The 24,348-nt window shown below is 63.0% G+C and carries 23 protein-coding genes and 1 pseudogene; 15 read left to right on the top strand and 9 right to left on the bottom strand.

The genetic code is table 11. The features are described from left to right. Positions 1-6 precede the first annotated feature (6 nt). The gene (murJ, locus tag FJ960_RS21050; protein WP_140716494.1) at positions 7-1,605 is read left to right on the top strand and encodes a murein biosynthesis integral membrane protein MurJ; all 1,599 of its coding nucleotides are present in this window, start codon (positions 7-9) and stop codon (positions 1,603-1,605) included. Here murJ and FJ960_RS21045 read toward each other — a convergent pair. Continuing rightward, positions 1,580-1,984, bottom strand: coding sequence for a type II toxin-antitoxin system VapC family toxin (locus FJ960_RS21045; protein ID WP_140509111.1), 405 nt, complete (start codon positions 1,982-1,984; stop codon positions 1,580-1,582). The two genes, murJ and FJ960_RS21045, sit on opposite strands and share 26 nt — an antisense overlap. After that, positions 1,984-2,229 (bottom strand): type II toxin-antitoxin system VapB family antitoxin, encoded by a 246-nt coding sequence (locus FJ960_RS21040; protein WP_140509110.1) that lies wholly within the window; start codon positions 2,227-2,229, stop codon positions 1,984-1,986. The genes FJ960_RS21045 and FJ960_RS21040 overlap by 1 nt, the downstream gene beginning before the upstream one ends. A gap of 232 nt (positions 2,230-2,461) precedes the next feature. Between FJ960_RS21040 and trpS the strand changes: the two genes are divergently transcribed. The 3 genes from trpS (at position 2,462) to FJ960_RS21025 (ending at position 4,855) form a co-directional block, all read left to right on the top strand. Beyond that, positions 2,462-3,529, top strand: coding sequence for a tryptophan--tRNA ligase (trpS, locus tag FJ960_RS21035; protein ID WP_140716492.1), 1,068 nt, complete (start codon positions 2,462-2,464; stop codon positions 3,527-3,529). A gap of 118 nt (positions 3,530-3,647) precedes the next feature. Next, the gene (locus tag FJ960_RS21030) at positions 3,648-4,139 is read left to right on the top strand and encodes a universal stress protein (protein WP_010913128.1); all 492 of its coding nucleotides are present in this window, start codon (positions 3,648-3,650) and stop codon (positions 4,137-4,139) included. A 146-nt stretch (positions 4,140-4,285) separates the two neighbouring features. Further along, on the top strand, positions 4,286-4,855 hold the full coding sequence (locus FJ960_RS21025) for a NifU family protein (RefSeq protein WP_027142904.1): 570 nt from the start codon (positions 4,286-4,288) through the stop codon (positions 4,853-4,855). Between the two features lie 156 nt (positions 4,856-5,011). Here the strand turns inward: FJ960_RS21025 and FJ960_RS21020 are convergent, their stop codons facing one another. Then, a complete protein-coding gene (locus FJ960_RS21020; protein ID WP_027142903.1) occupies positions 5,012-5,629 on the bottom strand; it encodes a L,D-transpeptidase in 618 nt (205 codons plus the stop codon). 224 nt (positions 5,630-5,853) lie between these two features. Here FJ960_RS21020 and cueR point away from each other — a divergent pair, with 224 nt between their 5' ends. Together cueR and FJ960_RS21010 are read left to right on the top strand one after the other, a co-directional pair. Then, positions 5,854-6,243, top strand: coding sequence for a Cu(I)-responsive transcriptional regulator (gene cueR, locus FJ960_RS21015; RefSeq protein WP_140509104.1), 390 nt, complete (start codon positions 5,854-5,856; stop codon positions 6,241-6,243). Between the two features lie 235 nt (positions 6,244-6,478). Continuing rightward, positions 6,479-6,949: a nucleoside deaminase gene (locus tag FJ960_RS21010; protein ID WP_140509102.1), complete on the top strand. Its 471-nt coding sequence runs from the start codon at positions 6,479-6,481 to the stop codon at positions 6,947-6,949. Positions 6,950-8,044: 1,095 nt separating this feature from the next. Here FJ960_RS21010 and FJ960_RS29555 read toward each other — a convergent pair. Next, on the bottom strand, positions 8,045-8,221 hold the full coding sequence (locus FJ960_RS29555) for a hypothetical protein (RefSeq protein ID WP_181174281.1): 177 nt from the start codon (positions 8,219-8,221) through the stop codon (positions 8,045-8,047). Between the two features lie 802 nt (positions 8,222-9,023). On the opposite strand from FJ960_RS29555, the gene FJ960_RS21000 reads away from it, so the two are divergent. Then, the gene (locus FJ960_RS21000) at positions 9,024-9,524 is read left to right on the top strand and encodes an MmcB family DNA repair protein (protein ID WP_181165862.1); all 501 of its coding nucleotides are present in this window, start codon (positions 9,024-9,026) and stop codon (positions 9,522-9,524) included. Positions 9,525-9,577: 53 nt separating this feature from the next. Here the strand turns inward: FJ960_RS21000 and nhaA are convergent, their stop codons facing one another. The 5 genes and pseudogenes from nhaA to FJ960_RS30295 form a co-directional block, all read right to left on the bottom strand. Next, positions 9,578-10,774 carry a Na+/H+ antiporter NhaA gene (gene nhaA / locus FJ960_RS20995; RefSeq protein WP_140716486.1) on the bottom strand — a complete coding sequence of 399 codons (1,197 nt, stop codon included), beginning with the start codon at positions 10,772-10,774 and terminating at the stop codon, positions 9,578-9,580. Between the two features lie 234 nt (positions 10,775-11,008). Continuing rightward, positions 11,009-11,572, bottom strand: a complete 564-nt coding sequence (locus FJ960_RS20990; RefSeq protein WP_015314185.1) for an ActR/PrrA/RegA family redox response regulator transcription factor — start codon at positions 11,570-11,572, stop codon at positions 11,009-11,011. Between the two features lie 63 nt (positions 11,573-11,635). Further along, positions 11,636-12,961: an ActS/PrrB/RegB family redox-sensitive histidine kinase gene (locus FJ960_RS20985; protein ID WP_181165861.1), complete on the bottom strand. Its 1,326-nt coding sequence runs from the start codon at positions 12,959-12,961 to the stop codon at positions 11,636-11,638. Positions 12,962-13,253: 292 nt separating this feature from the next. Further along, a complete protein-coding gene (gene hrpB / locus FJ960_RS20980) occupies positions 13,254-15,716 on the bottom strand; it encodes an ATP-dependent helicase HrpB (RefSeq protein ID WP_140716484.1) in 2,463 nt (820 codons plus the stop codon). 127 nt (positions 15,717-15,843) lie between these two features. After that, a pseudogene (locus FJ960_RS30295) lies at positions 15,844-15,978 on the bottom strand (EamA/RhaT family transporter); the annotation flags it as partial. 16 nt (positions 15,979-15,994) lie between these two features. Between FJ960_RS30295 and FJ960_RS20970 the strand changes: the two are divergent. The 8 genes from FJ960_RS20970 (at position 15,995) to FJ960_RS20935 (ending at position 24,328) form a co-directional block, all read left to right on the top strand. Then, the gene (locus FJ960_RS20970) at positions 15,995-16,684 is read left to right on the top strand and encodes a PIG-L deacetylase family protein (protein WP_140716482.1); all 690 of its coding nucleotides are present in this window, start codon (positions 15,995-15,997) and stop codon (positions 16,682-16,684) included. A gap of 253 nt (positions 16,685-16,937) precedes the next feature. Next, the gene (locus FJ960_RS20965; RefSeq protein ID WP_140716480.1) at positions 16,938-18,269 is read left to right on the top strand and encodes an ABC transporter substrate-binding protein; all 1,332 of its coding nucleotides are present in this window, start codon (positions 16,938-16,940) and stop codon (positions 18,267-18,269) included. A 125-nt stretch (positions 18,270-18,394) separates the two neighbouring features. After that, complete coding sequence (locus tag FJ960_RS20960; protein ID WP_140716478.1) at positions 18,395-19,342, top strand: sugar ABC transporter permease; 948 nt, start codon at positions 18,395-18,397, stop codon at positions 19,340-19,342. Then, a complete protein-coding gene (locus tag FJ960_RS20955) occupies positions 19,339-20,289 on the top strand; it encodes a carbohydrate ABC transporter permease (RefSeq protein ID WP_140716476.1) in 951 nt (316 codons plus the stop codon). The genes FJ960_RS20960 and FJ960_RS20955 overlap by 4 nt, the downstream gene beginning before the upstream one ends. Further along, positions 20,286-20,492 (top strand): hypothetical protein, encoded by a 207-nt coding sequence (locus tag FJ960_RS20950; RefSeq protein ID WP_140506591.1) that lies wholly within the window; start codon positions 20,286-20,288, stop codon positions 20,490-20,492. The genes FJ960_RS20955 and FJ960_RS20950 overlap by 4 nt, the downstream gene beginning before the upstream one ends. Positions 20,493-20,494: 2 nt before the next feature. Further along, positions 20,495-21,607: an ABC transporter ATP-binding protein gene (locus tag FJ960_RS20945; RefSeq protein ID WP_140506593.1), complete on the top strand. Its 1,113-nt coding sequence runs from the start codon at positions 20,495-20,497 to the stop codon at positions 21,605-21,607. Further along, the gene (locus tag FJ960_RS20940) at positions 21,600-22,613 is read left to right on the top strand and encodes an ABC transporter ATP-binding protein (RefSeq protein WP_140716474.1); all 1,014 of its coding nucleotides are present in this window, start codon (positions 21,600-21,602) and stop codon (positions 22,611-22,613) included. The genes FJ960_RS20945 and FJ960_RS20940 overlap by 8 nt, the downstream gene beginning before the upstream one ends. 71 nt (positions 22,614-22,684) lie before the next feature. After that, positions 22,685-24,328: a dihydroxyacetone kinase subunit DhaK gene (locus FJ960_RS20935; RefSeq protein ID WP_140716472.1), complete on the top strand. Its 1,644-nt coding sequence runs from the start codon at positions 22,685-22,687 to the stop codon at positions 24,326-24,328. Positions 24,329-24,348 lie beyond the last annotated feature (20 nt).

Below are 24,348 nucleotides of genomic sequence, written 5' to 3'. Positions count from 1 at the left end.
GAACGCATGAGTCTCGTCAAGAAATTTGCTACCGTCGCTTCCGGCACGTTGATGAGCCGTGCGCTCGGTTTCGGCCGCGAGATGCTGATGGCAGCCGCACTCGGCACCGGACCGGTCGCGGACGCCTTCAATGCCGCCTTCCAGTTTCCCAACACGTTTCGCCGGCTGTTCGCGGAGGGCGCTTTCAATGCCGCCTTCGTGCCGCTGTTCGCCAAGGAGATCGAGACGCACGGCACCGACGGCGCCAAGCGTTTCTCGGAAGAGGTGTTCGGTGTCCTGTTCACCGCGCTCCTGGCGCTGACCGTTGCCATGGAACTGGCGATGCCGCTGATCGTGCGCTATCTGGTGGCGCCGGGCTTTGCCGACACGCCGGGCAAGTTCGAGACGACCGTCACGCTTGCGACGATCATGTTCCCGTATCTGATCTGCATGTCGCTCGCAGCCATGATGGCGGGCATGCTGAACTCACTGCGGCGCTATTTCGCGGCGGCGATCGCGCCGGCTTTCCTCAACATCATCCTGATTAGCGTGCTTGGCTACGCCTGGTACCATGGACTGGATGCACATGCTGTCGGCTTCGCCCTGTCCTGGGGCGTGCTGGCGGCGGGCGTGGTGCAGCTTGCCATCGTCTGGGTGGCGGTGCGCAATGCCGGCATCTCGATCGGCTTCCGCCGGCCGAAGATGACGCCGAACGTGAAGCGGCTCCTGATCCTGGCGCTGCCGGCGGCGATCACCGGCGGCATCACCCAAATCAACCAGCTGATCGGAACGGCCATCGCCTCGGCGCAGGACAGTGCCGTCTCCTCGCTGGCCTATGCCGACCGCGTCTACCAGTTGCCGCTCGGTGTCGTCGGCGTCGCGGTGGCGATCGTGCTGTTGCCCGAACTGTCGCGGGCGCTGAAGTCAGGCAACCTGATCGAGGCCGCCAATCTGCAGAACCGCTCCGTCGAATTCACCCTGTTCATGACCTTGCCGGCGGCGGCGGCACTCTGGGTCATGTCGGAACCGATCGTACGGCTGGTCTATGAGCGCGGCGCGTTCGCCGCCAACCATTCAACGCCTGTCGTGGCGGCGATCCTGGCGATCTTCGGTCTCGGCCTGCCGGCTTTCGTGCTGATCAAGGCCTTCACCCCAGGCTATTTCGCCCGCGAAGACACGCGCACGCCGATGATCTTCGCCGCAATCTCCGTGGCGGTGAACGTCGCCACGGCGCTGACGCTGTTCCCGAGGATGGGCGCACCCGGTATTGCCGTGGCTTCGGCCGTCGCCGGCTGGGTCAACGCGCTGATGCTGCTTGCCGTGCTGATCCGGCGCGGCCATTGGGGCCGCGACGTGCCGCTCCTGAAGCGCATTCCGCGGCTGGTGCTGTCGGCGGTGGTAATGGGGGTCGCCCTCTATTTCGCCGAGCATTATTTCGCCGTCAGGCTCGGACCCGGCTCGCCGCTGGTCATCAAGGCGACGACGGTACTCGCGCTGGTGGCGGGCGGAGCTACGCTCTATTTCGTCACCGCGTTCGTCACCGGCGGTGCCGATTTCAGTATGATCCGGCGCAATGTCGGGCGCAGGGGATCGCCAGCGACTAAGGAACAGTCTCCAGATCCGTAAGCCGGAATTCGTCTGCCGTCGAAAGTATCGAAACGGCGTAGTAGCGCGCGCAAGCGTAGTGGAAACAGTCCGCCAAATTCAGGCGAATGGCGTTGTTGCGAAACCGCGACGCAGCCTCGATGGACAATGACGTTGCCTCGGAGGCAGGCGGAAGCTCCCGCAAGGCTATAGCTCGCTCTTCAAGAAAACGACTGACTATCCTCAGGCTTACTTCGACGGGCACTGCCAATTTTTCTGATCGCGAAAGCGCCATCGAGGCTTCCCAGACGGCGATCGCCGACGTGAAAGGAGCCGGCGCCTCCATGATCGCTTGCGAGCAGCGTGGAGCTTCGGCCTCTTGGCTCAGCATCGCGACGATAGCGGCTGCGTCGACGAACATCAGTCTTCGCCGGACAGTTCGTCGTAGACCGAGCGCGGCAGCGGATTGCGTGCCTGCTCGCTCAGCTCGATCCCGAATTCGGCACGGAGTCGTGCAGCCGTCTCAAGAGGTGTCTCTCGGTTACGCCGACGCTCCAGGGCTTCGCGCATGGCGATGACGATCGCCTCGGTGAGGCCGACTCCCTCGACCTTGGCGAAGGCGCGCGTCAAGCTGTCCGCCTCCTTGTTGTTGATGTTGATGGTCATCGCAGTACCTACATTCATTTGTATAGTCATTGATACGTAGCACACTACAAAAATAAATCAACATGGTCGCGGAGCGATCTCACGCCTCTTGATCCTCTCCCCACTCTCGTCCATAAGCGCGCCGTCGCAAGGCTTTCGCCGCGCGCGGTTTCCAGCCGCGTGATTGGCTCCGAAAAGTCTGCAACTTTTCGGAATCACGCTTATACGGCCCTCCACAAGCCATGAGGAAACCATGTCCGCCTTCAAGCCACTCGTCTTCTCCGGTGTCCAGCCGACCGGCAATCTGCATCTCGGCAACTATCTCGGCGCCATCAAGAAATTCGTCGCCCTGCAGGATACGTCCGACTGCATCTATTGCGTCGTCGACCTGCATTCGCTGACCGCCCAGCTCGTCTATGACGATCTTGCCGACCAGACGCGGTCGATCACCGCGGCGTTCCTCGCCTCCGGCATTGATCCGAAGAAGCACATCGTCTTCAACCAGTCGCGGGTGATGCAGCATGCGGAGCTTGCCTGGATCTTCAATTGCGTCGCGCGCATCGGCTGGATGAACAAGATGACGCAGTTCAAGGACAAGGCTGGCAAGGACCGCGAGAATGCCTCGCTGGGCCTGCTCGCCTATCCCTCGCTGATGGCGGCCGACATCCTGCTCTACCGCGCCACCCACGTGCCGGTGGGCGAGGACCAGAAGCAGCACCTGGAACTGACCCGCGACATCGCCCAGAAATTCAACAACGATTTCTCCGCCCGCATTGCCGGTCTTGGCGTCGGCGTCGAGATGCAGGTCGGTGAGGAGACGGTGAACGGCTTCTTCCCGATCACCGAACCGGTCATCGGCGGGCCGGCGGCGCGCATCATGAGCCTGCGCGACGGATCGAAGAAAATGTCGAAGTCCGACCCATCGGACCTGTCGCGCATCAACCTGACCGACGATGCTGACACCATCTCGAAAAAAATCCGCAAGGCCAAGACCGACCCGGAGGCCCTGCCGAGCGAGGTCGACGGGCTGGAAAGCCGGCCCGAGGCGGAGAACCTGGTCGGCATCTATGCGGGTCTCGCTGAGATGTCGAAGGCCGATGTGCTGAAGCAATTCGGCGGCCAGCAATTCTCCGTCTTCAAGCCGGCGCTGGCCGATCTCGCGGTGGAGAAGCTGGCGCCGATCGCCGGCGAGATGCGCCGCATCCAGGGCGACCGGGCCTATGTCGACGCCGTGCTCAGGAACGGCGGCGAACGCGCCGGCGTGCTTGCCGAGACGACAATGAAGACGGTGCGCGATATTGTCGGGCTGCTGCAGGGCTGAGCCCGATCGTCAACGCGCCGCCTCATACCGGCCAAGACATACTGGCCTGTGGCCGGCGGCTTGCCGCCGGCCTGCCGCAGTGGCAGATTGCGGCCGAAAAGTTACCGAGTAGGTAGACATGGTCTCCAAACGTCTCAGCCGCGAAGCCGGTCATCGCAGGAAATTCCTGACGATCATCGATGACACGCCAGAATGCGAACGCGCCGTCGCCTACGCCTCGAAGCGGGCGCAGAGCACCAGCGGCACGCTGGTGCTGCTCTATGTCATCGTACCGGACGATTTCCAGCACTGGCTGGGCGTCGAGAAGATCATGCGCGAGGAGGCGAACGCCACGGCACGCGCGGCGCTCGACGGCTACGCCAACAAGGTGCGCCAGAAGCTCGGCATCGAACCGGAGATGGTCGTGCGCGAAGGCAAGCCTACGGAAGAGATCCATAAACTGATCGAGGAAGACCAGGATATCGCCATCCTGGTGCTGGCGGCCGGCGCCGGCAAGGAAGGTCCCGGACCGCTGGTCGGTGCCGTGGCCGGCAAGGGTGCGGCCTTTCCGATCCCGGTGACCGTGGTGCCGCAGAACCTGTCGGATGAGGAGATCGACAGCCTCGCCTAAGGCCCGCCCGGGATCCAGTTCCCCAGCCAGCAAAAACATTCCGCCAGCCAGCCGTTCCGGCGACGCGTTTCGCTTGAATGTCCAGCCGATAGAGCCTATTTAGAACTATTCCAAACTAGTTGCCCAAAACGGGCATGGAGACGGCTATGTTCATCCAGACCGAGTCGACGCCCAATCCGGCGACGCTGAAATTCCTGCCCGGCAAGGAAGTGCTGCTCGAAGGTACCGCCGATTTCCGCGATGCCGACAGTGCGGCGACGGCCTCGCCGCTGGCTGGCCGGCTGTTCGAAATCCCCGGCGTCACCGGCGTGTTCTTCGGCTATGATTTCATCACCGTGTCCAAGGACGGCCCGGACTGGCAGCACCTGAAGCCGGCAATCCTCGGCGCCATCATGGAGCACTTCATGTCCGGCGCGCCTGTCATGGCCAAGGCGGGCCCCGCCGCCGAGACCAGCCAGACGGGCGAATTCTACGACAAGGCCGACGAGGAGCTCGTCATCACCATCAAGGAGTTGCTCGACACGCGCGTGCGCCCGGCGGTCGCCCAGGACGGCGGCGACATCACCTTCCGCGGCTTCGAGAACGGCACCGTGTTCCTGCACATGAAAGGCGCCTGCGCCGGTTGCCCGTCGTCGACGGCGACGCTGAAGCACGGCATCCAGAACCTGCTTCGCCATTTCGTGCCGGAAGTGCAGCAGGTCGAACAGGTCTCCTAACCGCCAGTTCCCTGCCGACAGACAACAAAAAACCGGGCCGAATTGCCCGGTTTTCTGTTTGGGACGTCCGTTGTTGCCTAGACGGTCCGCGTATGAAAGGCGACTTCCAGTTTAACCACGATGTGCCGAAAAAGCGGGGCTTTCCGGCATCATGGCCTAAAGAACGATGACCTTGGCGCCGACCTCGGCGCGATCGTAGAGGTCGATGACATCCTGGTTCATCAGCCGGATGCAGCCCGACGACATCGCCTTGCCGATCGAGTTCCATTCGGGGCTGCCGTGCAGGCGGTAGCCCATGTCACCGCCCTTGTTGAACAGGTACATGGCGCGCGCGCCAAGCGGGTTCTTCAGGCCCGGATCCATGCCGCCGGCGAACTTGGCCAGTTCGGGCTGGCGCTTGATCATCTGCGAGGGCGGTGTCCAGGTCGGCCATTCGCGCTTGATGGCGATATGGGCGGTGCCGTGCCATTCAAAGCCTTCGCGGCCGACGCCGATACCGTAGCGGATGGCCCGGCCGCCGCCCTCGACGAAGTACAGGAACTTGTTCTGCGTATCGACGATGATGGTGCCCGGCTTTTCCTTGGTGTCGTAGTTGACTTCCTGGCGATGGTACTTCGAAGGCACTTTCTCGATCGGGATCCGCGGCAGCTGGTAACCGGCATCGGTCACCGCGCCATAGTCGTTGGAGAAGATCTGCCCGCCGATGGTGCTGCAACCGGCAATAGCGGTGGACAGCGCCAGTGCGGCGATTATTGCAAGCGACTTCATGCGCATGTGGTGATCCGGTGCCCCGCCTAAACCAGAGCGGCACGAGTCGGCCGCTTTCTCATCATCATTCATGCTGGCATTTGCTTTGCTTGCCAAGCACACGATGCCTATATGCGGGGACTTACATGCTGGTATGCGTATCACTATGGCATTTCGGCAACATACCTCGCCGGATTGTCAAGGAAATTCAATGGGCCTGAATCGCAGGCCCGCAAAATCGAGGACCCGCCATGAATGTCGGCGACGCCGCCCACCGCTCAGGCCTGCCGGCCAAGACCATCCGCTACTACGAGGAAATCGGCCTGATCGCGCCCGCGCGCGCCGCCAATGGCTACCGCGACTATTCGGGCGACGACATCCATCGGCTGGCCTTCCTGCGCCGCGCGCGCAATCTCGGCTTTTCCATAGACGATTGCCGCCAGCTGATGGCGCTCTACAGGGATCGTGGCCGCGCCAGCCAGGACGTGCGCGCGATCGCTGCCGCCCATGTGATGGCGATCGAGGAGAAGGTGCGCGAGCTGCAATCGATGCGCTCGACGCTGCAGAAGCTCGTTCACGCCTGCCATGGCGACGAGCGGCCGGACTGCCCGATCCTGGATGATATGGCGGGGGCGGCGTGAGTCAGCGACAAACCCCATCGCAGGAGCGATAGACCTCGTATTGAGGAAGGTGGCCTGGGCGAAGGCGGCGAAAGACGGCAAACTAGATGACAGCCCGCATCTTCGAAAGCCCCGTCTTGCCCCTGTGATTGTCGACGGTGCGAGTGGCCTTGCACACTTCCGTGAAGGCCGCCAGCATTGGTTCGTGTAGTTGCACGCCCTAATATGAACGTAACGTATAAGCCGGAGAGAGCGCATGACCCGCGACCAGATGCTCGCCTACCTTCGCGCCGCCGATGCGGTCGCTCGCGAGGCTGCCGCGCACGGCCATCATCCGTTCGGTGCGGTGCTGGTCGGCCCCGACGACGCGATCCTCATGCGCCAAGGCAATATCGATACCATTCATCACGCCGAGACCGAACTTGCACGGCGCGCGGCAGCAGCCTATTCGCCTGAGTTTCTGTGGACATGCACGCTGGTCTCAACCGGCGAGCCCTGTGCGATGTGCACCGGAACGCTCTACTGGGCGAATATCGGCCGGCTGGTCTATGGCTTCGAGGAGATCGAGCTTCTCGCGCTGACTAGCGACCATCCCGAAAACCCGACGATGAACCTGTCCTCGCGCGTTGTGCTCGGCTCTGGACAGAAGAAGATCGAGGTTCACGGCCCGTTCCCCGAAATTGCGGACGAGCTGGTCTCGGTGCACCGTGGCTTCTGGCAGCGGTAGTGGTTCTTCGGGTTTGCTGGGTTGCCGGTCTGTCCTGAATGTCTTCCAATTTCGCTTTTGGTTTGGCTACCAGATAATCGCCGCCTAAAAGCCTATAGTTGATAGACCGATGGCGAATTGAGGACGTGCTGATATGGTGCGCGTCATGGACCAGAGGATTTTAGGCTATGGACGCGGAGGGGCGGTTGGCGTCTTTCTCGGCCATATCGTGTACATGATTTTCAACGGTGACGATCTGCGCAGCATCATAGAAAGTGCCGCAATGTCTGCCGTGGTCGGAGTATGTATCGTTCTGCTTGTCGAAGGTGATTTTAAGCGGCGGGGAACTAGGCACCCCTAACCTTGCGTCATCGCCCCCCACACTGTCCCAAAGCGAGGAGGATGGCTCACAGCGTCTCCTCCTTGCCTTGATACGAAGGGTGAGCCAACCCAGCCCTGTTCAAACCCAATAAAAAGCCCGCCACAGACGCCTGAGAAACCGTCGCAGCCGCAGATCGACAAGTTTAGAGAAGCCGCGCGCGAACTGAAAGCCGACCAGTCCGACGCAGCCTTTGAGGCTATCGTAAAGAAGACCGCGCATGCACTGAAGCTGACCCAGGAACAGATAAAGGAACTGGCGCGTCGGAAGCGGGATCAAGGCGAAGATTAGACGGCTATTCACCCTTTCTTCACCATATCAGCACATGCTCATAATCGGACATGCTGATGTAGCTCGTACGTGTCGAAAGCCCCGGTGCAGGCCCAAGCGCCGGGGCTTTTTCAGATAGCTCCCGATGGCTCCGGGAAATAGCGTCCTTCAGAAGATTCCCATGACAACTAGGATGATCCCAATCGCCGCAAGGGCCATGACGAGGATCATGGCCATCTCGAAGGCGTGACCGAAATTGTCAGTCATCAGGCACCACGCACAAAGGACAACAGCCCGGCCTGCTCATCGTGTGACACAGGATCCCGCAGGCCGGGCCGTACGCCGGCTTTTGAGGGGACGAGCCGGTGAAGGTTGAGCATGTTCCTAAGCGGACCTGTTCGCAATGGCATGTCCGAATGCGTACAAAATTCCGGTCTTATCCAGCAAACGGACCAAACAGCCTTCGGCTACCTTTTCGCCAGCAAGAGAGCTTCGCGCACCAGCGATGGCAAACTGCCAACGCCAAGCAAATCGATAAGCTCGCGTGCTTGGCTGAGGGTGATTCCGGTTTTGTCGACAAGCCAGTTGGCGTGCTTGTCCTTGGCGGTTTGGATCAGCATTTTCGTTTCATCGAGTTCGTGCATGGCAAATGCTCCATGGCGAAACCGAAACGTATCCCTAGTGAAAGTAGCTCGCAAGCCGCGTAGGTGAAATCGTACAAATCAGACAAATCGGCCTCGCGGCCCGGCGCTTAAACGAGGATGGGTCCGTCAAATATACAATCGCCTTCTAAAAGGCGATTGTATATTTGACAGACCCAATGACAGAAAGCCCTTGCCGGGTTCAATCCGACTGGATTGAACCCGTCCCCGGCGGCGCGAAGAAGCACGTCCATCTGAACCGGTAATAGGCCTCAAATTTCAAGTGAGGAATGATCGTCCGGTAAAACGTCATCAATCGCTCGCAGATATGGTATTGATCATCAGGCGAAGTCTGGACGCGTTCTCGGGGGATAAACCACTCCGGTTCCTGGGGCTCATTCAAGTAAGCCGGGCGCGGCATCCTGACGAAATAACCGTCTTTCGTCATCCTGACGTAGTCGGAACTGATCGGGTGGCAATCTTTGTTTCCGCAGCAGTTATAGTGAAGGACGGGATCAGTCTTGCCTGTATACCAATCGTGAGCGTCTGCATCGCCGGGCAGAATGAGCCATGCCAATGCGATGTGTCTTAGCGACTGTCTCATGGAACTAGCCCCTCACCATTTGCCTATAGCATATTAGTGAGCGCTAATCAAAGTGGTGAAGCCGACCGGCTTGTCGACAAGTCAGGCGGCGCTATCCAGCCGTAGCCTGTGGAAACCGGTATCACGTCGCTTTAAATTAGCCAGCCTTAATAAGAATCGAACGGGTTCAAACCATGAACAAAATCTGGCATGGTGCCTGCCATGCCAATCATCTCCCCGATTCTCCTGAACCCTCTGATCGACGGCCGCCAGTCCGAGCGCGCCATGCTGGTGCGGCGTGGCGTGCAGCGGCTGCTGATGCAAATGGGCGCCCATGTGCTGCCTGAACTGTCGCTGGCCACCGGCCGCCGCGCCGACCTCGTGGCGCTGACGCGGCAGGGCGATATCTGGATCATCGAGATCAAATCCTCGATCGAGGATTTTCGCGTTGACCGCAAGTGGCCGGACTATCGCCTGCATTCCGACCGTTTTTTCTTTGCCACCCATCCGGGCGTGCCGGCCGAAATCTTTCCCGAAGAATGCGGCTTCATTCTCTCCGACGGATATGGCGCCGAAATCCTGCGCGATGCGCCGGAGCATCACATGGCGGCGGCAACGCGCAAGGCGCTGATGCTGCGTATCGCGCGTGCGGGTGCTTCGCGGCTTCTGGCGGCGGAACTCGCGGGGGTCGCGGTGCCGGCACTGGAGGGGGAGAGCGAGTAATCGCGGCCCTGAAATTGACGCCCGCAACTGTCAGATGCTCCAGCCCGGAACTGCTACTCCTCCGTCCCTTCCACTCCACTCGCAGCCGGCGCCATCAGCAGGACCGCGGCGCCGAGCAGCGCGGCGATGAAGGAACCGGCGAGAATGCCGACCTTGACCGCGTCCTGCAGCGCCACGTCACTGGCGAAGGCGAGCAGGCCTATGAACAGGCTCATGGTGAAGCCGATGCCGCACAGCAGCGAGATGCCGATCATGTGCGACCAGCCGGCATGGGCCGGCAGATCGGCGAGGCCGAAGCGGATGGCGAGCGCGGAGGAGCCGAACACGCCGACCAACTTGCCGACGACGAGACCGGCCGCGACGCCCAGCGTCAGCGGCTCGATCAAGGCGCCGAAACTCAGGCCGGCAAGCGAAACGCCGGCATTGGCAAAGCCGAAGATCGGGACGACGATGAACGCCACCAGCTTGTGCAGGCCATGCTCGAGCCGGTGCAGCGGCGAACGGTCGAGATCGTGGCCGATCCCGGCGGAGCGTTCGAGCGGAATGGTGAGCGCAAGTGCTACGCCGGCCAGCGTGGCATGGACGCCGGACTTCAGCACCAGCACCCACAGGATGGCGCCAAGCATGAGATAAGGCACCAGGCTCATCACCCGCATGCGGTTGAGCACGACAAGCGCGGCAATGACGGCGAAGGCCGCGCCGAGATAGGCCAGCGACAGACCGCTGGTGTAGAAGATGGCGATGATGATGACGGCGCCGAGGTCGTCGATGATGGCAAGCGCGGTCAGGAAGACCTTCAGCGAGGCCGGCACGCGGCTGCCGAGCAGCGACAGCACGCCGAGGGCGAAGGCGATGTCGGTGGCGGTCGGGATCGCCCAGCCGGACAGTGCGGCCGGATTGCTGCTGTTGATGGCGACATAGACCAGAGCCGGCACCACCATGCCGCCGGCCGCGGCGATGCCAGGCAGCATCCTGCGCGGCCAGGTCGAGAGCTGGCCATCCAGCATCTCGCGCTTGATCTCCAGCCCGACGAGCAGGAAGAACACCGCCATCAGCCCGTCATTGACCCAGTGCGAGACACTGAGCGGGCCGATATAGGCGTGGAGAACGGCGAAATAGGTTTCGGCAAGCGGCGAATTGGCGACGATCAGGGCAAGGGCCGCCGCCACCATCAGGATAATGCCGCCAGCCGCCTCGCTGTCCAGGAACTCGCGGAAGACGGAAACCGGCCGTTGCTTCAAATCCTGCATTTTGCCTCCGTTACCTAGCCTGGCAGCCAACGTTGTTTGCAATGATGGCAGGTGCCGTTGACGATGCAAGGCGCCTTAGTTTCGTATGAGTTCACAGGCATATCGTATGCTTGGGAAATCGACCGACATCGCTTCGTCATCCACAGGCGTAGCAAGGAGCGTAGCGACGCGGCGCAGACCCGAGGATGACGAAGCTCGGGTGGCCTTACGCCAATTGCCCGGAGTCGACGTCTCTCAGCGCGGCGCGCGCTTGGCGAGGATCCGCTGCAGCGTGCGGCGATGCATGTTGAGCCGGCGCGCGGTCTCGGAGACATTGCGCTCGCACATCTCGTAGACGCGCTGGATATGCTCCCAGCGCACCCGGTCGGCCGACATCGGGTTTTCCGGTGGGGCGGCGCGCTCGCCGGTGGTGCGGGTCAGTGCCGCAAAGACATCGTCGGCATCGGCGGGCTTCGACAGATAGTCGACGGCGCCGAGTTTCACCGCGGTCACCGCGGTGGCGATGTTGCCGTAACCGGTCAGGATGATGGTGCGGGAATCCTCGCGCTTCTCGCGGATGGCGGCGACCACGTCGAGGCCATTGCCGTCGCCCAACCGCATATCGACCACCGCATAGGCGGGCGGATTGGCGCGGGCCTTGCCCACGGCCTCCTCGACGCTCTCCGCCGTCTCGACCACGAAACCCCTGGTTTCCATGGCACGGGCCAGACGGGTCAGGAACGGCTTGTCGTCATCGACGATCAGAAGCGAGGTATCCTCGCCTTCAACCATAGGCCCACTGTTTTCATCGCCTGTCATCGTCTCGAAAATTCCTGCTGCCTTATTTTTACGCAGATATAGTTTTGCGGGGCTATTGTCCAATTACGCAGTGTCAAACATCGTCGCCGGGGCCGTTTCCGGGTTCAGGAAAACGCTCCTCGGCCAGGAAATCCGCACCACGGCCCCTTCGCCGAGGCCGCTCGAATTGCGAAAATCGAGCGTGGCGCCAGACCGTTCGAGCAATGTCTTGGCGATGAACAGGCCGAGCCCGAGGCCGCCTCCGGCTTCATTGCCCTGGCGTGTCGACATATAGGGCTCGCCAATGCGGTCGATGATCTCGGGCGGAAAACCCGGGCCGTCATCGGTGATCGAGAAGGAGACCATCGCCTCGTCCCAGCTCCAGCGTATGGTGACGCTCTTGCGGGCGAAATCGACGGCGTTCTCGACCAGGTTGCCGAGGCCGTAGATGACACCCGGATTGCGCCGCCCGACCGGCTCCGGTCCGGTCCGCTCGCCCGGACGAAGCTTGATCGAGATGCCGAAGTCGCGATGTGGCGCGGTGACCTCCTCGACCAGCGAGGTCAGCGGCAGGCGGGACAGATGCGCCTCGCCTTCGGACGACAGGCTGGTCAGGCGCTTCAGGATTTCGCGGCAGCGCTCGCTCTGCGAGCGCAGCAGCTTCACGTCTTCCCCGTATTTCGGATCGGTGCCGAGCGCCTTCTCCATTTCCTTGACGACCAGCGTGATGGTGGCGAGGGGCGTGCCGAGTTCGTGCGCGGCGGCGGCGGCCAGGCCATCGAGCGCGGAAAGGTGCTGCTCGCGCTGCAGCACCAGTTCGGTGGCGGCGAGCGCGTTGGCCAGAAGCCGGGCTTCGGCGGCCACCCGGAAAGCGTACATGGCGGTGAAGGCGATGGACGACAGCACCGCCATCCACATGCCGGCGACATACACGAAGGGCATCGCCAGCGGCGCGTCCTCAGGCCAGGGCAGCGGCAGATGGCGGAAGACCAGCAAGGTCGCCGCTATCATCACCAGCCCGCCAAGGATGGCGGTGAGGCGAAGGGGCAGCGACGTTGCCGAAATGACGACGGGCACGGTCATCAGCAGCGAGAACGGATTGGTCAGGCCGCCGGTCATATAGAGCAGCCCGGCTAGCTGCAGGCTGTCGAAGATCAGGATGCCGAAGGCTGCGAACGGAGTGAGCCGGTGCGCGGCCGGAAACCGGAAGGCCAGAAACAGGTTCATCCAGGCCGAACAGGCGATCAGGGCAAAACACAGGCTGACCGGCAGCGGGAATTTCAGGCCGTAAGCGACGACGAGCACCGTCACGCTCTGTCCGACAATGGCCAGCCAGCGCAGCCGGATCAGCGTGTTGAGGCGCAGTCGCTGGCTCTGCTGGAAATCGGGCGTGTTCAGGATGTTGATCATGGCAATGGATTACAGCCGTGGGAGGAATAGCGCCAGTAGCGCTGTCAGCCCGAGCCCTCCCCAACTTCGTCATCCCTGGGCGAAGCAGGAGCGAAGCTCCGTCGCGGAGACCCTGGGATCCATGCCGTGACCTTAGCCGGGGCGTGCAACGGAGCAGAATTCTGCACCGTCGCGTGGCCTTGATGTCGCGGCATGGATCCTCGGGTCTACGCTGCGTCGCTACGCTCCTTGCTTCGCCCGTGGATGACGAAATGATGGGCGCCAATCGCCAAGGCGTGCGTTATCCCCAAGGCTAGGTCCCTCGCGGTTTGGCGCGGGCGGTGGCGGCGGCGAGTAGCGGGTTTTCCGGCCAGACATGTTTGGGATAGCGGCCGCGCATGTCGGCACGCACATCGGCCCAGGAGCCGCGCCAGAAGCCGGGCAGGTCGCGCGTCGTCTGGATGGGCCGGTGCGCCGGCGACAACAATTCGAGCGTCAAAGGCACGGTACCGTTGGCGATCGAAGGATGGCGGTCGAGGCCGAAAAGTTCCTGGACGCGGACCGCCAGCACCGGCCATTCGCCGTCGTAGCGGATCGGCACGTGGCTGCCCGACGGAGCGTCGAAATGGGTCGGCGCCAGCGTCTCGACCTTGCGCTGCAGGTCGTGCGGCACGAGCGACGCCAGCCCGGCCGGGACAGTGCCGGGGTCGATGGCGGCCAGGGATGCCGCACCGGACAGAAACGGCAGCAGCCAGTCGTCGAGTTGTCCGATGAGTGCTTCATCCGACATGTCCGGCCAGGGCGCGCCTAAGCCTTTGTACAGCCAGGACAGCCGCTGGCGCAGCGTCTGAGCCTCCTTGCTCCAGCTCAAAAGGGAAAGCCCATGCTCGCGCAAGGCCTCGATGATGGCGCGGTCGGCATCGGCGCCGGCCGGCGCCGGCAGCATGCGTTCGACGAGCGTGATGGCGCCGAGGCACTCGGTTTCGCGCACCCGCACGGCGCGGCGCTCGCGGTCGAAACTCGTCTGCCTGCGCGTTTCGATCTTGTTGCCAAGCGTCGACCGGATGTCCTCCTCGCCGATTGCCGCCGCTGCCGTGATGCGGGCATTCTGCGCCTTGCCCTGCAGGTCGGCGACGACCAGAAAGGGTTCACCCGCCAGCGGATCGGCGGCATCGAGCATGGCGCCGGAGCCATTGGCCAGCACGAAACGGCCGCGCTCGCCGCGCGCCTTGGCGACGCGGTCCGGCCAGGCATGGATGAGCAGGGTTCCGGTTGGAACAGCTCCGCTGGTCTTCGCACCGCCTGCCTGACTGGCCAGGCGCTCGGCAAGCTGGCGCGCCGACGCGGCACGCGGCGATTTCTCGCCGCGAAAGCGCATCAGCCGCCGTTCGAGGTCGGCACCGTCGCCGCCGAGGCCACGCTCGGTGAGCAGCACGGCAAGCATGGCTGCTTCCTGCGCCTGTCCGGCCTTCGCCGCCTCGGCGACCATATGCGCCAGCCGTACCGGCAGAGCGAGCTTGCGCATCGAAGCGCCCGCGTCCGTCAAGCGGCCAGCCTCGTCGATGGCATCGAGTGCGCGCAACAGCGCCCTTGCTTCGTTGAGCGCGGGAGCCGGCGGCGGATCGAGGAAAGCGAGCGTCCTGGGATCGGCGACACCGAAGGCGGCGCAGTCGAGCAGGAGGCCGGATAGGTCCGCCTCGAGGATTTCCGGCGGCGTGAAGGCGGGAAGTGCCGCCGTCTGCTCAGCCCGCCACAGCCGATTGGCGACGCCGGCCTGCGTACGGCCGGCGCGGCCGGCGCGCTGGTCGGCGGAAGCCTTGCTGACGCGCACTGTCTCCAGCCGTGTCAGGCCGCTGGCCGGCTCATAGCGTGGCAGCCGCGACAGACCGGAGTCGATGACGACGCGCACGCCGTCGATGGTGATGGAGGTTTCGGCGATCGAGGTCGCCAGCACCACCTTGCGGCGGCCCGCCGGCGCCGGCTTGATCGCCGCGTCCTGCGCCTTGCCGTCGAGCTGGCCATAGAGCGGGACGATATCGGTGTCGGCGCCGACCTTGCCGGCCAACCGCTCGGCGGTGCGCTCGATCTCGCGCTGGCCAGGCAGGAAGGCAAGCACGCTGCCGCTCTCGTCGGCAAGCGCGGAGCGGATTGCCTTGGCCATGGCATCCTCGATCGACATCCCGGCCGGCCGTTCGTCGTAGCGGACATCGACCGGGAAGGCACGGCCCTCGCTTTCGATCACCGGCGCGCCCGACAGGAGTTTCGCGACCCGTGCGCCGTCGAGCGTTGCCGACATCACCAGCAGACGCAGATCCGGCCGCAGCGCGCCTTGTACATCGAGGGCGAGAGCGAGACCGAAATCGCCGTCGAGCGAGCGCTCGTGGAATTCGTCGAAAATGACGGCCGAAACGCCGGGCAGCTCAGGGTCGTCAAGAATCATGCGCGCAAGCACGCCCTCGGTGACGACCAGGATTTTCGTCCGCGCCGAGGTGCGGTTTTCCATACGCATGGCATAGCCCACCGTGGCGCCGGGCTCTTCCCCCAGTAATTCGGCCATGCGGCGCGCCGCGGCGCGGGCGGCAAGCCGGCGCGGTTCGAGCAATACGATCTTGCCCGCGCCCAGCCAGGGCGCATCGAGCAGCGCCAGCGGCACCAGCGTGGTCTTGCCGGCACCGGGCGGTGCCACCAGCACGGCGCTGTTGCCAAAGCCGAGCGTCTCGCTCAGCTCCGGCAGCACGGCGGATACCGGAAGCTCCGGCAAGGGTCTGGTCGTCATTGCGATCGCATATCAGCGGTCGCGGGCGCCGTGCAACTCGTGAAAGTCGCGCCGGTCAAAGCCGGGCTCGCGCAAACGGATTCCAACGCACCGTACCCAGCCGCGCTTCCTCGCGCACCAAGCAGCAGGCGAACAGCGTCGAAAAGAAGCCAATCTCGAACACCGTGAATTGGCCGCCCAGGCTCTTGATAACGGCATCGCTGCCCGAATAGCTTGCATAGGCGATCGGGGCGAGCAGGATTCCGTTCGGTACGTTTTTCATTTCCGGGGAGAGAAAGTTGAAAATACTGGCGCTCGGTGCGCATGCGGACGACATCGAGATCTTCATGTTCGGTACGATGGCCGCCTATGCCGCCCAAGGCGCGGAACTCAGTTTTGCCGTAGCCACCGATGGTGCCAGGGGCGGCAAGAGCGATCCCGCTGTCCTGGCTCGGGTCCGCCGTGAGGAAGCGATGGCCGCGGCCGCGCTGCTGGGGGCGGCGGCGCGCTTCCTCGATTTTCCCGACGGCGGGCTGGTGGCCGACGCCGCACTGATCGATGCGCTGAAAACACTGATCGGCGAAATCGGGCCGGATCTTGTGATCACGCACGCGCCCAACGACTATCACGCCGACCATCGCGCGCTGTCGGACGGCGTGCGCATCGCTGCGTCGTTCGGCGTTCCCGTGCTGCATGCCGACACGATGGGCGGCACCGGGTTCTCGCCGACCCACTATGTCGATATTTCCTCCCATGCCGATATCAAGGCCAGGGCGATCCGCATGCATCAGTCGCAGGACCCCGATCGCTTCGTCGATATCGCGCTGACGCAGAACCTTTTTCGCTCGGGCCAATGCAATGGCGCGCAAGGCTCGCTGGCCGAAGCCTTCCGCTTCGAGCCGACGTTTCCATTCGGCGACATCCGCGCGCTGCTGCCGCCGGCGCCGCCGATCCGGACGGTGATGGTGAGCACCAAGCGGGTCGACTGACGTTTCGGACGCGTCCACAATCCGCGCTCATCCGACCGGGCCTTCGGCGCTTTTCCCAACGTTTTCAGAGACCGGCTTCAGTATGTTGCGGCGCAGCAACGAATTCGCTTGCCTTGTTTAGTAAAAATTGCATCACTAAACAAATTACTAAACATCCGCGGCGCAACGATGCCGCCGTGTTTGGGCCTCTGAGGAGAGAGGTTGAGGTTCTTGAGACCGCCATCCGGGCGTGTTTCACAAATGGGAGGAAGGCATGAAATCGAGATTGAAACTGGCGTTGGGACTGACCTCGGCGATCGCAGCGTCGACAGCCGTCTCGAACGCCGCGCACGCTGAAGACCTGACGCTGTGCTGGGCCGCCTGGGACCCGGCCAACGCGCTTGTCGAACTGTCCAAGGATTTCACCAAGGAAACCGGCGTCGGCATGAAATTCGAATTCGTGCCGTGGACCAACTATGCCGACCGTTTCCTCAATGAGCTGAACTCACACGGCAAGCTCTGCGACCTGATCATCGGCGACAGCCAGTGGATCGGCGGCGCGGCCGAGAACGGCCACTACGTCAAGCTGAACGACTTCTTCGACAAGGAGAAGATCAGCATGGACGACTTCGTGCCGGCGACCGTCGTCGGCTATTCGGAATGGCCGAAGAACACGCCCAATTACTGGGCGCTGCCGGCCATGGGCGACGTTGTCGGCTGGACCTACCGCAAGGATTGGTTCTCCAAGCCCGAGCTGCAGAAGGAGTTCAAGGAGAAGTATGGCTGGGACCTCGGCCCGCCTACGACCTTCGAACAGTTGAAGCAGATCGCCGAATTCTTCCAGAAGCGGCAGGTCGACGGCAAGACAGTCTATGGCGCCTCGATCTACACCGAGCGCGGTTCCGAAGGCATCACCATGGGCGCCATGGACGTGCTCTACAGCTATGGCTTCCAGTACGAAAACCCGAAGAAGCCCTACGAGATGGAAGGCTTCGTCAACTCCGAGAAATCGGTGAAGGGGCTGGAATTCTACAAGGCGCTCTACGACTGCTGCACCCCTCCGGGCGCCTCGAACAGCTACATGGGTGAAGGCGTCGATGCCTTCAAATCCGGCCAGGTGGCGATGCACATGAACTTCGCCTTCACATGGCCGGGCCTGCAGAAGGACGAGAATGTCGGCGGCGACAAGATCGGCTATTTCGTCAATCCCAAGGGGCCGGACGGCGACCAGTTCGCCCAGCTCGGCGGCCAGGGCATTTCGGTGGTGTCCTATTCCGACAAGCAGGAAGCGGCGCTGAAATACATCAAGTGGTTCGCCAACAAGGACGTGCAGGCCAAGTGGTGGTCGCTCGGCGGCTATTCCTGCCTGAATGCGGTGGTCAAGGATCCGAAATTCCCGGCCAGCCAGCCCTATGCTCAAACCTTCCTCGACTCGATGGCCATTGTGAAGGACTTCTGGGCCGAGCCGAGCTACGCACCGCTGCTGCAGGCGTCGCAGAAGCGCTTCCACGACTATGTCGTCGCCGGCCAGGGTTCGGCCAAGGATGCGCTCGACGGGCTGGTCAAGGATTGGACGCAGGTCTTCCAGGACGATGGCAAGATGTAGCCGCGAGGCAATATCCAGGCTCCTCCCGAGCTGTGACCGCCGCGTCCCGTGCCGACCTTGGCACGGGACGCGGTTCAGATAAATTCCATCACAGAGACGCCCAAGTGACCGAAGCAGGACTTACCATGCTCAATCGGACCGCGGAGAACGTTGCCCGGTCAACCCCGGAACCGTTGGCGCGCAAGGTCCGGGGCATCAGCGACAAGGGCCTCGCCTGGCTGTTCATCTCGCCGACGATCCTGTTGCTACTCGCCATCAATATCTTCCCGCTGTTCTGGGCGATCTATCTGTCGTTCACCAATTTCCGCGCCAACCGCCCCAACGAAGTGGTGAAGAACCTCGGTTTCGCCAACTACCAGCGCATCCTCGGCGACCAGGACATCTGGATCGCTATGCAGACGACGGCGCATTTCGTGTTCTGGACCATCCTCTTGCAGACGCTGATCGGCTTCACACTGGCTTGGCTGATCGACAGGAAGTTCCGCGGCCACGCCTTCTGGACGACGCTGATCCTGGTGCCGATGATGCTGTCGCCGGCGGTGGTCGGCAATTTCTGGCGCTTCCTCTACGAGCCTCAGATCGGGCTGTTCTCTTATGTGATCTCGTTCGTGTCGGGCATTCCGCCGACAAGCATCCAGATGCTCTCCAACGTCTCGCTGGCACCGTGGTCGATCATCATCGTCGACACCTGGATGTGGACGCCATACGTGATGCTGATCTGCCTCGCGGGCCTGCGTTCCATCCCTGAATACATCTATGAGGCGGCCGAGGTCGACCGTGCTTCCAACTGGCGACAGTTCTGGTCGATCACCCTGCCGATGGCGCTGCCCTTCATCATGCTGGCGGTGCTGTTTCGCGGCATCGAGAACTTCAAGATGTTCGACATGGTCAATCTGCTGACCGGCGGCGGACCGGGCTCCACCACCGAGGTGGCCTCGATCACGCTGAAGCGGCAGGCCTTCGAAAGCTGGCGCACCGGCTATTCGTCAGCCTTCGCCATCATCCTGTTCGTCGCGGTGTTCGGTCTCGCCAACATCTACGTCAAGGCGCTCAACAAGGTGAAGCAGAGATGAGCCTGACCACTGCCCATTCGGTCGTCGCCCCCTCGGCAGGTTCGAAGCGCATCGCCGGCGCCATCATCATCGCCTACGCGCTGATCTCGATCGTGCCGCTGTTGTGGATCTTCGCCACCAGCTTCAAGACGCCGCCGGACTCGATCGCCTATCCGCCGAAGATCGTGTTCCAGCCCAGCATCGAGGGCTACTGCAATTTGTTCACGACGCGGACCAGGCAGACGCCGGAATACATCAACTCGCTCGGACCGGCGACCGGCTTCTGCGACGAGACGGTGCGCAAGCGCAACATGGTGATCGCCGGCCCGTCCAACTTCCTGCCGCGCTTCATCAATTCGCTGGTCATCGCCTTCGGCTCGACCTTCTGCGCCGTCTTCCTCGGCACGCTGTCGGCCTATGGCTTCTCGCGCTTCAAGGTGCCGCTCGCGGACGACCTTCTGTTCTTCATCCTGTCGACACGCTTCATGCCGCCGATCGCGGTCGCCATCCCCATCTATCTGATGTACCGCGAGCTTGGGCTGTCGGACACCGCGCTCGGCATGATCCTGCTCTACACGGCGGTCAACGTATCGCTGGCGGTCTGGCTGCTCAAAGGTTTCATCGACGAGATTCCGCGCGAATACGAGGAAGCCGCCATGATCGACGGCTACACGCGGCTGCAGGCCTTCTGGCGCACCGTGGTACCGCAGGCGACCACCGGCATTGCCGCGACCGCCATCTTCTGCCTGATCTTCGCCTGGAACGAATACGCCTTCGCCGCGCTCCTGACCTCGGGCACGGCGCAGACGGCGCCCCCCTTCATCCCGACCATCATCGGCGAAGGCGGACAGGACTGGCCGGCGGTGGCGGCCGGCACGACGATCTTCCTGGTGCCGATCCTTGTCTTCACCATCCTGCTCCGCAAGCAATTGCTGCGCGGCATCACCTTCGGCGCGGTACGCAAATGAGCATGACCAAGCCCATCAAACGCAAGTCGCGCTGGCCGCGCTGGGCAAGGCGCGGGCTGATGGAAAACATCGCGACCGCACTGATCGCCATCGGCTTCCTGATGCTGTTCCAGCCCTTCGCGCTGTCGCTCTACACCTATTCCTTCATCACCATGCTTGCCGGCACGGTGATGTTCATCGTCGTCTCGAAATTCCCGGAATAATCATGGCCGAAATCCGCGTCCAACATCTGAGAAAGGCCTTCGGCGATTTCGTCGCGGTGCAGGACTCCAACTTTGTCGTCGAGGACGGCGAGTTCTTCGTCATGCTCGGACCATCGGGTTGCGGAAAGACGACGACCTTGCGAATGATCGCCGGGCTCGAGCTGCCGATGCGCGGCCAGATCCTGCTCGGCGGCGACGACGTCACCATGCTCCGGGCCCGCGAGCGCGACATCGCCTTTGTCTTCCAGCTGTTCGCGCTCTATCCGCACATGAATGTGCGCAAGAACATCGGTTTCCCGCTCTTGGCGCAAGGCATGCCGTCGGCCGAGATCCGCACCCGCGTCGAGGAGACCGCGAAGCTTCTGCGCATCGACCATCTGCTCAACAAATCGGTCTCGGGACTGGCGGGCGGTGACCGCCAGCGCGTCGCGCTCGGCCGCGCCATCGTGCGGCGGCCGAAATGCTTCCTGATGGACGAACCGCTGGGGACCCTCGACACCGAATTCCGCGATTTGATGGTCCATGAGTTGCGCGAGCTGCACAACCGTATCCATGCGACGACTGTGTACGTCACACATGACCAGATGGAAGCGATGTCGATGGCCGACAAAATCGCCGTCATGAACCACGGCGTTATCGAGCAGTTCGGCACACCGCGCGAGATCTACGACCGCCCCGCTACCATGTTCGTCGCCGACTTCATCGGCTCGCCGCCGATGAATTTTCTGGGCTTCGGCGGCGGGCTCGCCAAAGGTGCCAAGGAGATCGTCGTCCAGGGTGCCAAGGTAGCGGTGCCGGAAGTGCGCGAGGACATCGCGCCGGCCGACATGGCGCTCGGCATCCGGCCCGAGCACATCCGCTTCGACGATGCCTCCAAGCTGCGCGGCGCGATCTACGGCACCGAATATCTCGGCACCACGCAGATCGTGGCGGTGGAGACGGCGGACGGCATCATCAAGGCGCGCGTGCCGGCCGAAATTCGGCTCAACACCGGCGACCATGTCGGCCTGACGCTGAACAGCGCGCGGCTGTCGCTGTTCGACAAGGGCTCCGGGCGCGCGGTGAGGACGGCGATCCACGATACTGCTTCGGAGCGGAGAGTGCAGTATGGCTGATGTGCGCATCAAGGGCGTGACTAAGATTTTTGGCGAGCAGACCGCCGTCAACAGTCTCGACCTGCATATAACGGACGGCGAATTCGTCGTGCTGCTCGGACCGACCGGCGCCGGCAAGACGACGACGCTGCGGCTGATCGCCGGGCTGGAGCGGCCGGATGCCGGAACGATCGAGATCGGCGGCCACAATGCCACGAACCTGTCGCCGGCCGAGCGCGACACCGCTTTCGTCTTCCAGCAATATTCGCTCTATCCGCATTTGTCGGTGTTCGACAACCTCGCCTTCCCCCTGCGCTCGCCGGCGCGGAAAATACCGGAAGACCAGATCCGCCGCCGGGTCGAGGAGGTGGCGAAGATGGTGCGCATTCATCACAAGCTTGCCAGCCGGTCGACGAAATTGTCGGGCGGCGAAATGCAGCGCGTCGCCATCGGCCGCGCGCTGGTGCGCAAGCCGTCCATCTACCTGATGGACGAGCCGCTGTCGTCTCTGGACGCCAAGCTGCGCGCGGATCTCAGGCTCGAATTGAAACGCATCCAGTCCGAGCTCGGCGCCACCATGCTCTACGTCACGCACGACCAGATCGAGGCCATGACCATGGCCGACCGGATCGGCATCCTCGCCAACGGCGTGCTGGTGCAGATCGGCTCACCACGAACCATCTATTCCGAACCGGCAAACCTGCATGTCGCGGCACGGCTTGGCCAGCCCGCGATCAATCTTCTGCCGACGGGGCTTCTGCCTGATAGCGGCGCGCCGGCCGGCACCAGGACGATCGGCGCACGCACCGAGCATCTGGCTATCGAGAAAGCCATGCACGGCCATGCCGACGGCGTCGTCGACTGGGTCGAACATCTCGGCGACCAGAACCATCTGCATGTGACAGTGGGGCCGAAGAAACTAGTGACGCTGACCGATCCCGACACGGATCTGGCGCAAGGCGACAAAGTGATGATCCGCTACCGGTCGCCGCTCTATTTCGGCGCCGACGGACAACGACTGATGTGAATGGTTTTCGGCATCCCCGCCAAGGTGATGCCAGCTTCTGATTGACGATTGCGAAATACGGGACGAATTCGATGAAGCACTTTTTCAACCGCAGGGAAACGATCGTCACCGAGGCGCTGGACGGATTGTTGCGCACCATTGGCTCAGGCGACCTCGCGCGCCTCGACGGCTATCCCGAGATCAAGGTCGTGCTGCGCGCCGATTGGGACAAGTCCAAGGTTGCCATCGTCTCCGGCGGCGGCGCCGGGCACGAGCCGTCGCATGCCGGCTTCGTCGGCAAGGGCATGCTGACGGCTGCCGTCTCGGGCGAGATCTTTGCCTCGCCAAGCGTCGAAGCGGTGCTGGCGGCCATCCGCGCGGTCACCGGGCCGGCGGGTTGCCTGCTGATCGTCAAGAACTACACCGGCGACCGGCTCAATTTCGGCCTGGCGGCCGAGAAGGCGCGCGCCGAAGGCTTTCGTATAGAAATGGTGATCGTCGCCGACGACATCGCGCTGCCCGATATCGCCCAGCCGCGCGGTGTTGCCGGCACATTGTTCGTGCACAAGATCTCAAGCCATCTGTCTGAAGCCGGCCGCGATCTGGCCGAGATCGTGTCAGCCGCACGTGCGGCTGCGAAGGATATCGTCTCGCTCGGCATGTCGCTGTCGTCCTGTTCGATCCCAGGCCAACAGCACGAAGACAGGTTCGGCGCCGACGATGGAGAGCTTGGACTAGGCATCCACGGCGAGCCCGGCGTTGAGCGCATCGCGGTGCAAAGCGCCGACCGGCTTGTGGCTGTTATGGCGGAGCGGCTCTTGGTGCGGCTCGACCCGACGGCCACCTATGCCTTGCTGATCAACAATCTGGGCTCGGTGCCTCCGCTCGAAATGTCGCTGGTTGCCAATGCGGTGCTTGCCTCGCCGCTCGCCAAGACCGTCAAGCTGACGATCGGCCCCGGGCCGCTGATGACGGCGCTCAACATGAACGGTTTCTCACTGTCGCTGATCAAGCTCGATGCGGCGCGAGAGGCTGCCTTGCTGGCACCCGTCGGCCCGCATGCCTGGATGCCGGCAAAGCCGGTCGTTGCGCCTGCTGTCGAACCTATGACCAAGGCAGCCGGACAAGGCGAGGCGCGCAAGGCCAGCCAGGATGAAGGCACCAGGCGCTTGATCGCCACTGTCTGCGAAAGGCTGATTTCGCTGGAAGCGACATTGAACGGACTGGACGCCAGGGCGGGCGACGGTGACACCGGCTCGACCGTGGCGACCGGCGCGCGCAGCATCCTCGAACGGCTCGATACGCTGCCGCTTGCCGGGCCGGCCGCGACCCTTGGCGCGATGGGCGATATCCTGAGCGCCTCGATGGGTGGCTCCAGCGGCGTGCTGCTATCGATCTTCTTCACGGCGGCGGCGCAGGCAATGGACAGTGATGCGAAGCTATCCAAGGGGCTGCTCGCCGGGCTTAAACGAATGACCTTCTACGGTGGCGCAGAACCGGGCGATCGCACCATGGTCGACGCGCTGGAGCCGGCCTTGAAGGCGCTCGACGGCAAGGGTCTGGAGGAAGCCGCGATAGCGGCCCGACGCGGCGCCGAGGCCACAGCCGCGATGGACAAGGCCAAGGCCGGACGGTCCGCCTATGTCGGCGCCAAATTGCACGGCGTGGTCGACCCCGGCGCCCATGCCGTGGCCGAAGTGTTCGCGGCCGCCGCCACGCTGCTTGTCACGGCCTGACGCATGCACCAGTTGTCGAA

This window comes from Mesorhizobium sp. B2-3-11 (genome assembly GCF_006442215.1).
GTDB classification, from domain to species: domain Bacteria; phylum Pseudomonadota; class Alphaproteobacteria; order Rhizobiales; family Rhizobiaceae; genus Mesorhizobium; species Mesorhizobium salmacidum.
This window is presented reverse-complemented; position numbering and strand designations above follow the sequence as displayed.

Excerpts from the sequence above, each read along its gene's own strand:
- murJ (WP_140716494.1), top strand. The coding sequence starts at position 7 with ATGAGTCTCGTCAAGAAATTTGCTACCGTCGCTTCCGGCACGTTGATG.
- FJ960_RS21045 (WP_140509111.1), bottom strand. The coding sequence starts at position 1,984 with ATGTTCGTCGACGCAGCCGCTATCGTCGCGATGCTGAGCCAAGAGGCC.
- FJ960_RS21040 (WP_140509110.1), bottom strand. The coding sequence starts at position 2,229 with ATGACCATCAACATCAACAACAAGGAGGCGGACAGCTTGACGCGCGCC.
- trpS (WP_140716492.1), top strand. The coding sequence starts at position 2,462 with ATGTCCGCCTTCAAGCCACTCGTCTTCTCCGGTGTCCAGCCGACCGGC.
- FJ960_RS21030 (WP_010913128.1), top strand. The coding sequence starts at position 3,648 with ATGGTCTCCAAACGTCTCAGCCGCGAAGCCGGTCATCGCAGGAAATTC.
- FJ960_RS21025 (WP_027142904.1), top strand. The coding sequence starts at position 4,286 with ATGTTCATCCAGACCGAGTCGACGCCCAATCCGGCGACGCTGAAATTC.
- FJ960_RS21020 (WP_027142903.1), bottom strand. The coding sequence starts at position 5,629 with ATGCGCATGAAGTCGCTTGCAATAATCGCCGCACTGGCGCTGTCCACC.
- cueR (WP_140509104.1), top strand. The coding sequence starts at position 5,854 with ATGAATGTCGGCGACGCCGCCCACCGCTCAGGCCTGCCGGCCAAGACC.
- FJ960_RS21010 (WP_140509102.1), top strand. The coding sequence starts at position 6,479 with ATGACCCGCGACCAGATGCTCGCCTACCTTCGCGCCGCCGATGCGGTC.
- FJ960_RS29555 (WP_181174281.1), bottom strand. The coding sequence starts at position 8,221 with ATGCACGAACTCGATGAAACGAAAATGCTGATCCAAACCGCCAAGGAC.
- FJ960_RS21000 (WP_181165862.1), top strand. The coding sequence starts at position 9,024 with ATGCCAATCATCTCCCCGATTCTCCTGAACCCTCTGATCGACGGCCGC.
- nhaA (WP_140716486.1), bottom strand. The coding sequence starts at position 10,774 with ATGCAGGATTTGAAGCAACGGCCGGTTTCCGTCTTCCGCGAGTTCCTG.
- FJ960_RS20990 (WP_015314185.1), bottom strand. The coding sequence starts at position 11,572 with ATGACAGGCGATGAAAACAGTGGGCCTATGGTTGAAGGCGAGGATACC.
- FJ960_RS20985 (WP_181165861.1), bottom strand. The coding sequence starts at position 12,961 with ATGATCAACATCCTGAACACGCCCGATTTCCAGCAGAGCCAGCGACTG.
- hrpB (WP_140716484.1), bottom strand. The coding sequence starts at position 15,716 with ATGACGACCAGACCCTTGCCGGAGCTTCCGGTATCCGCCGTGCTGCCG.
- FJ960_RS20965 (WP_140716480.1), top strand. The coding sequence starts at position 16,938 with ATGAAATCGAGATTGAAACTGGCGTTGGGACTGACCTCGGCGATCGCA.
- FJ960_RS20960 (WP_140716478.1), top strand. The coding sequence starts at position 18,395 with ATGCTCAATCGGACCGCGGAGAACGTTGCCCGGTCAACCCCGGAACCG.
- FJ960_RS20955 (WP_140716476.1), top strand. The coding sequence starts at position 19,339 with ATGAGCCTGACCACTGCCCATTCGGTCGTCGCCCCCTCGGCAGGTTCG.
- FJ960_RS20950 (WP_140506591.1), top strand. The coding sequence starts at position 20,286 with ATGAGCATGACCAAGCCCATCAAACGCAAGTCGCGCTGGCCGCGCTGG.
- FJ960_RS20945 (WP_140506593.1), top strand. The coding sequence starts at position 20,495 with ATGGCCGAAATCCGCGTCCAACATCTGAGAAAGGCCTTCGGCGATTTC.
- FJ960_RS20940 (WP_140716474.1), top strand. The coding sequence starts at position 21,600 with ATGGCTGATGTGCGCATCAAGGGCGTGACTAAGATTTTTGGCGAGCAG.
- FJ960_RS20935 (WP_140716472.1), top strand. The coding sequence starts at position 22,685 with ATGAAGCACTTTTTCAACCGCAGGGAAACGATCGTCACCGAGGCGCTG.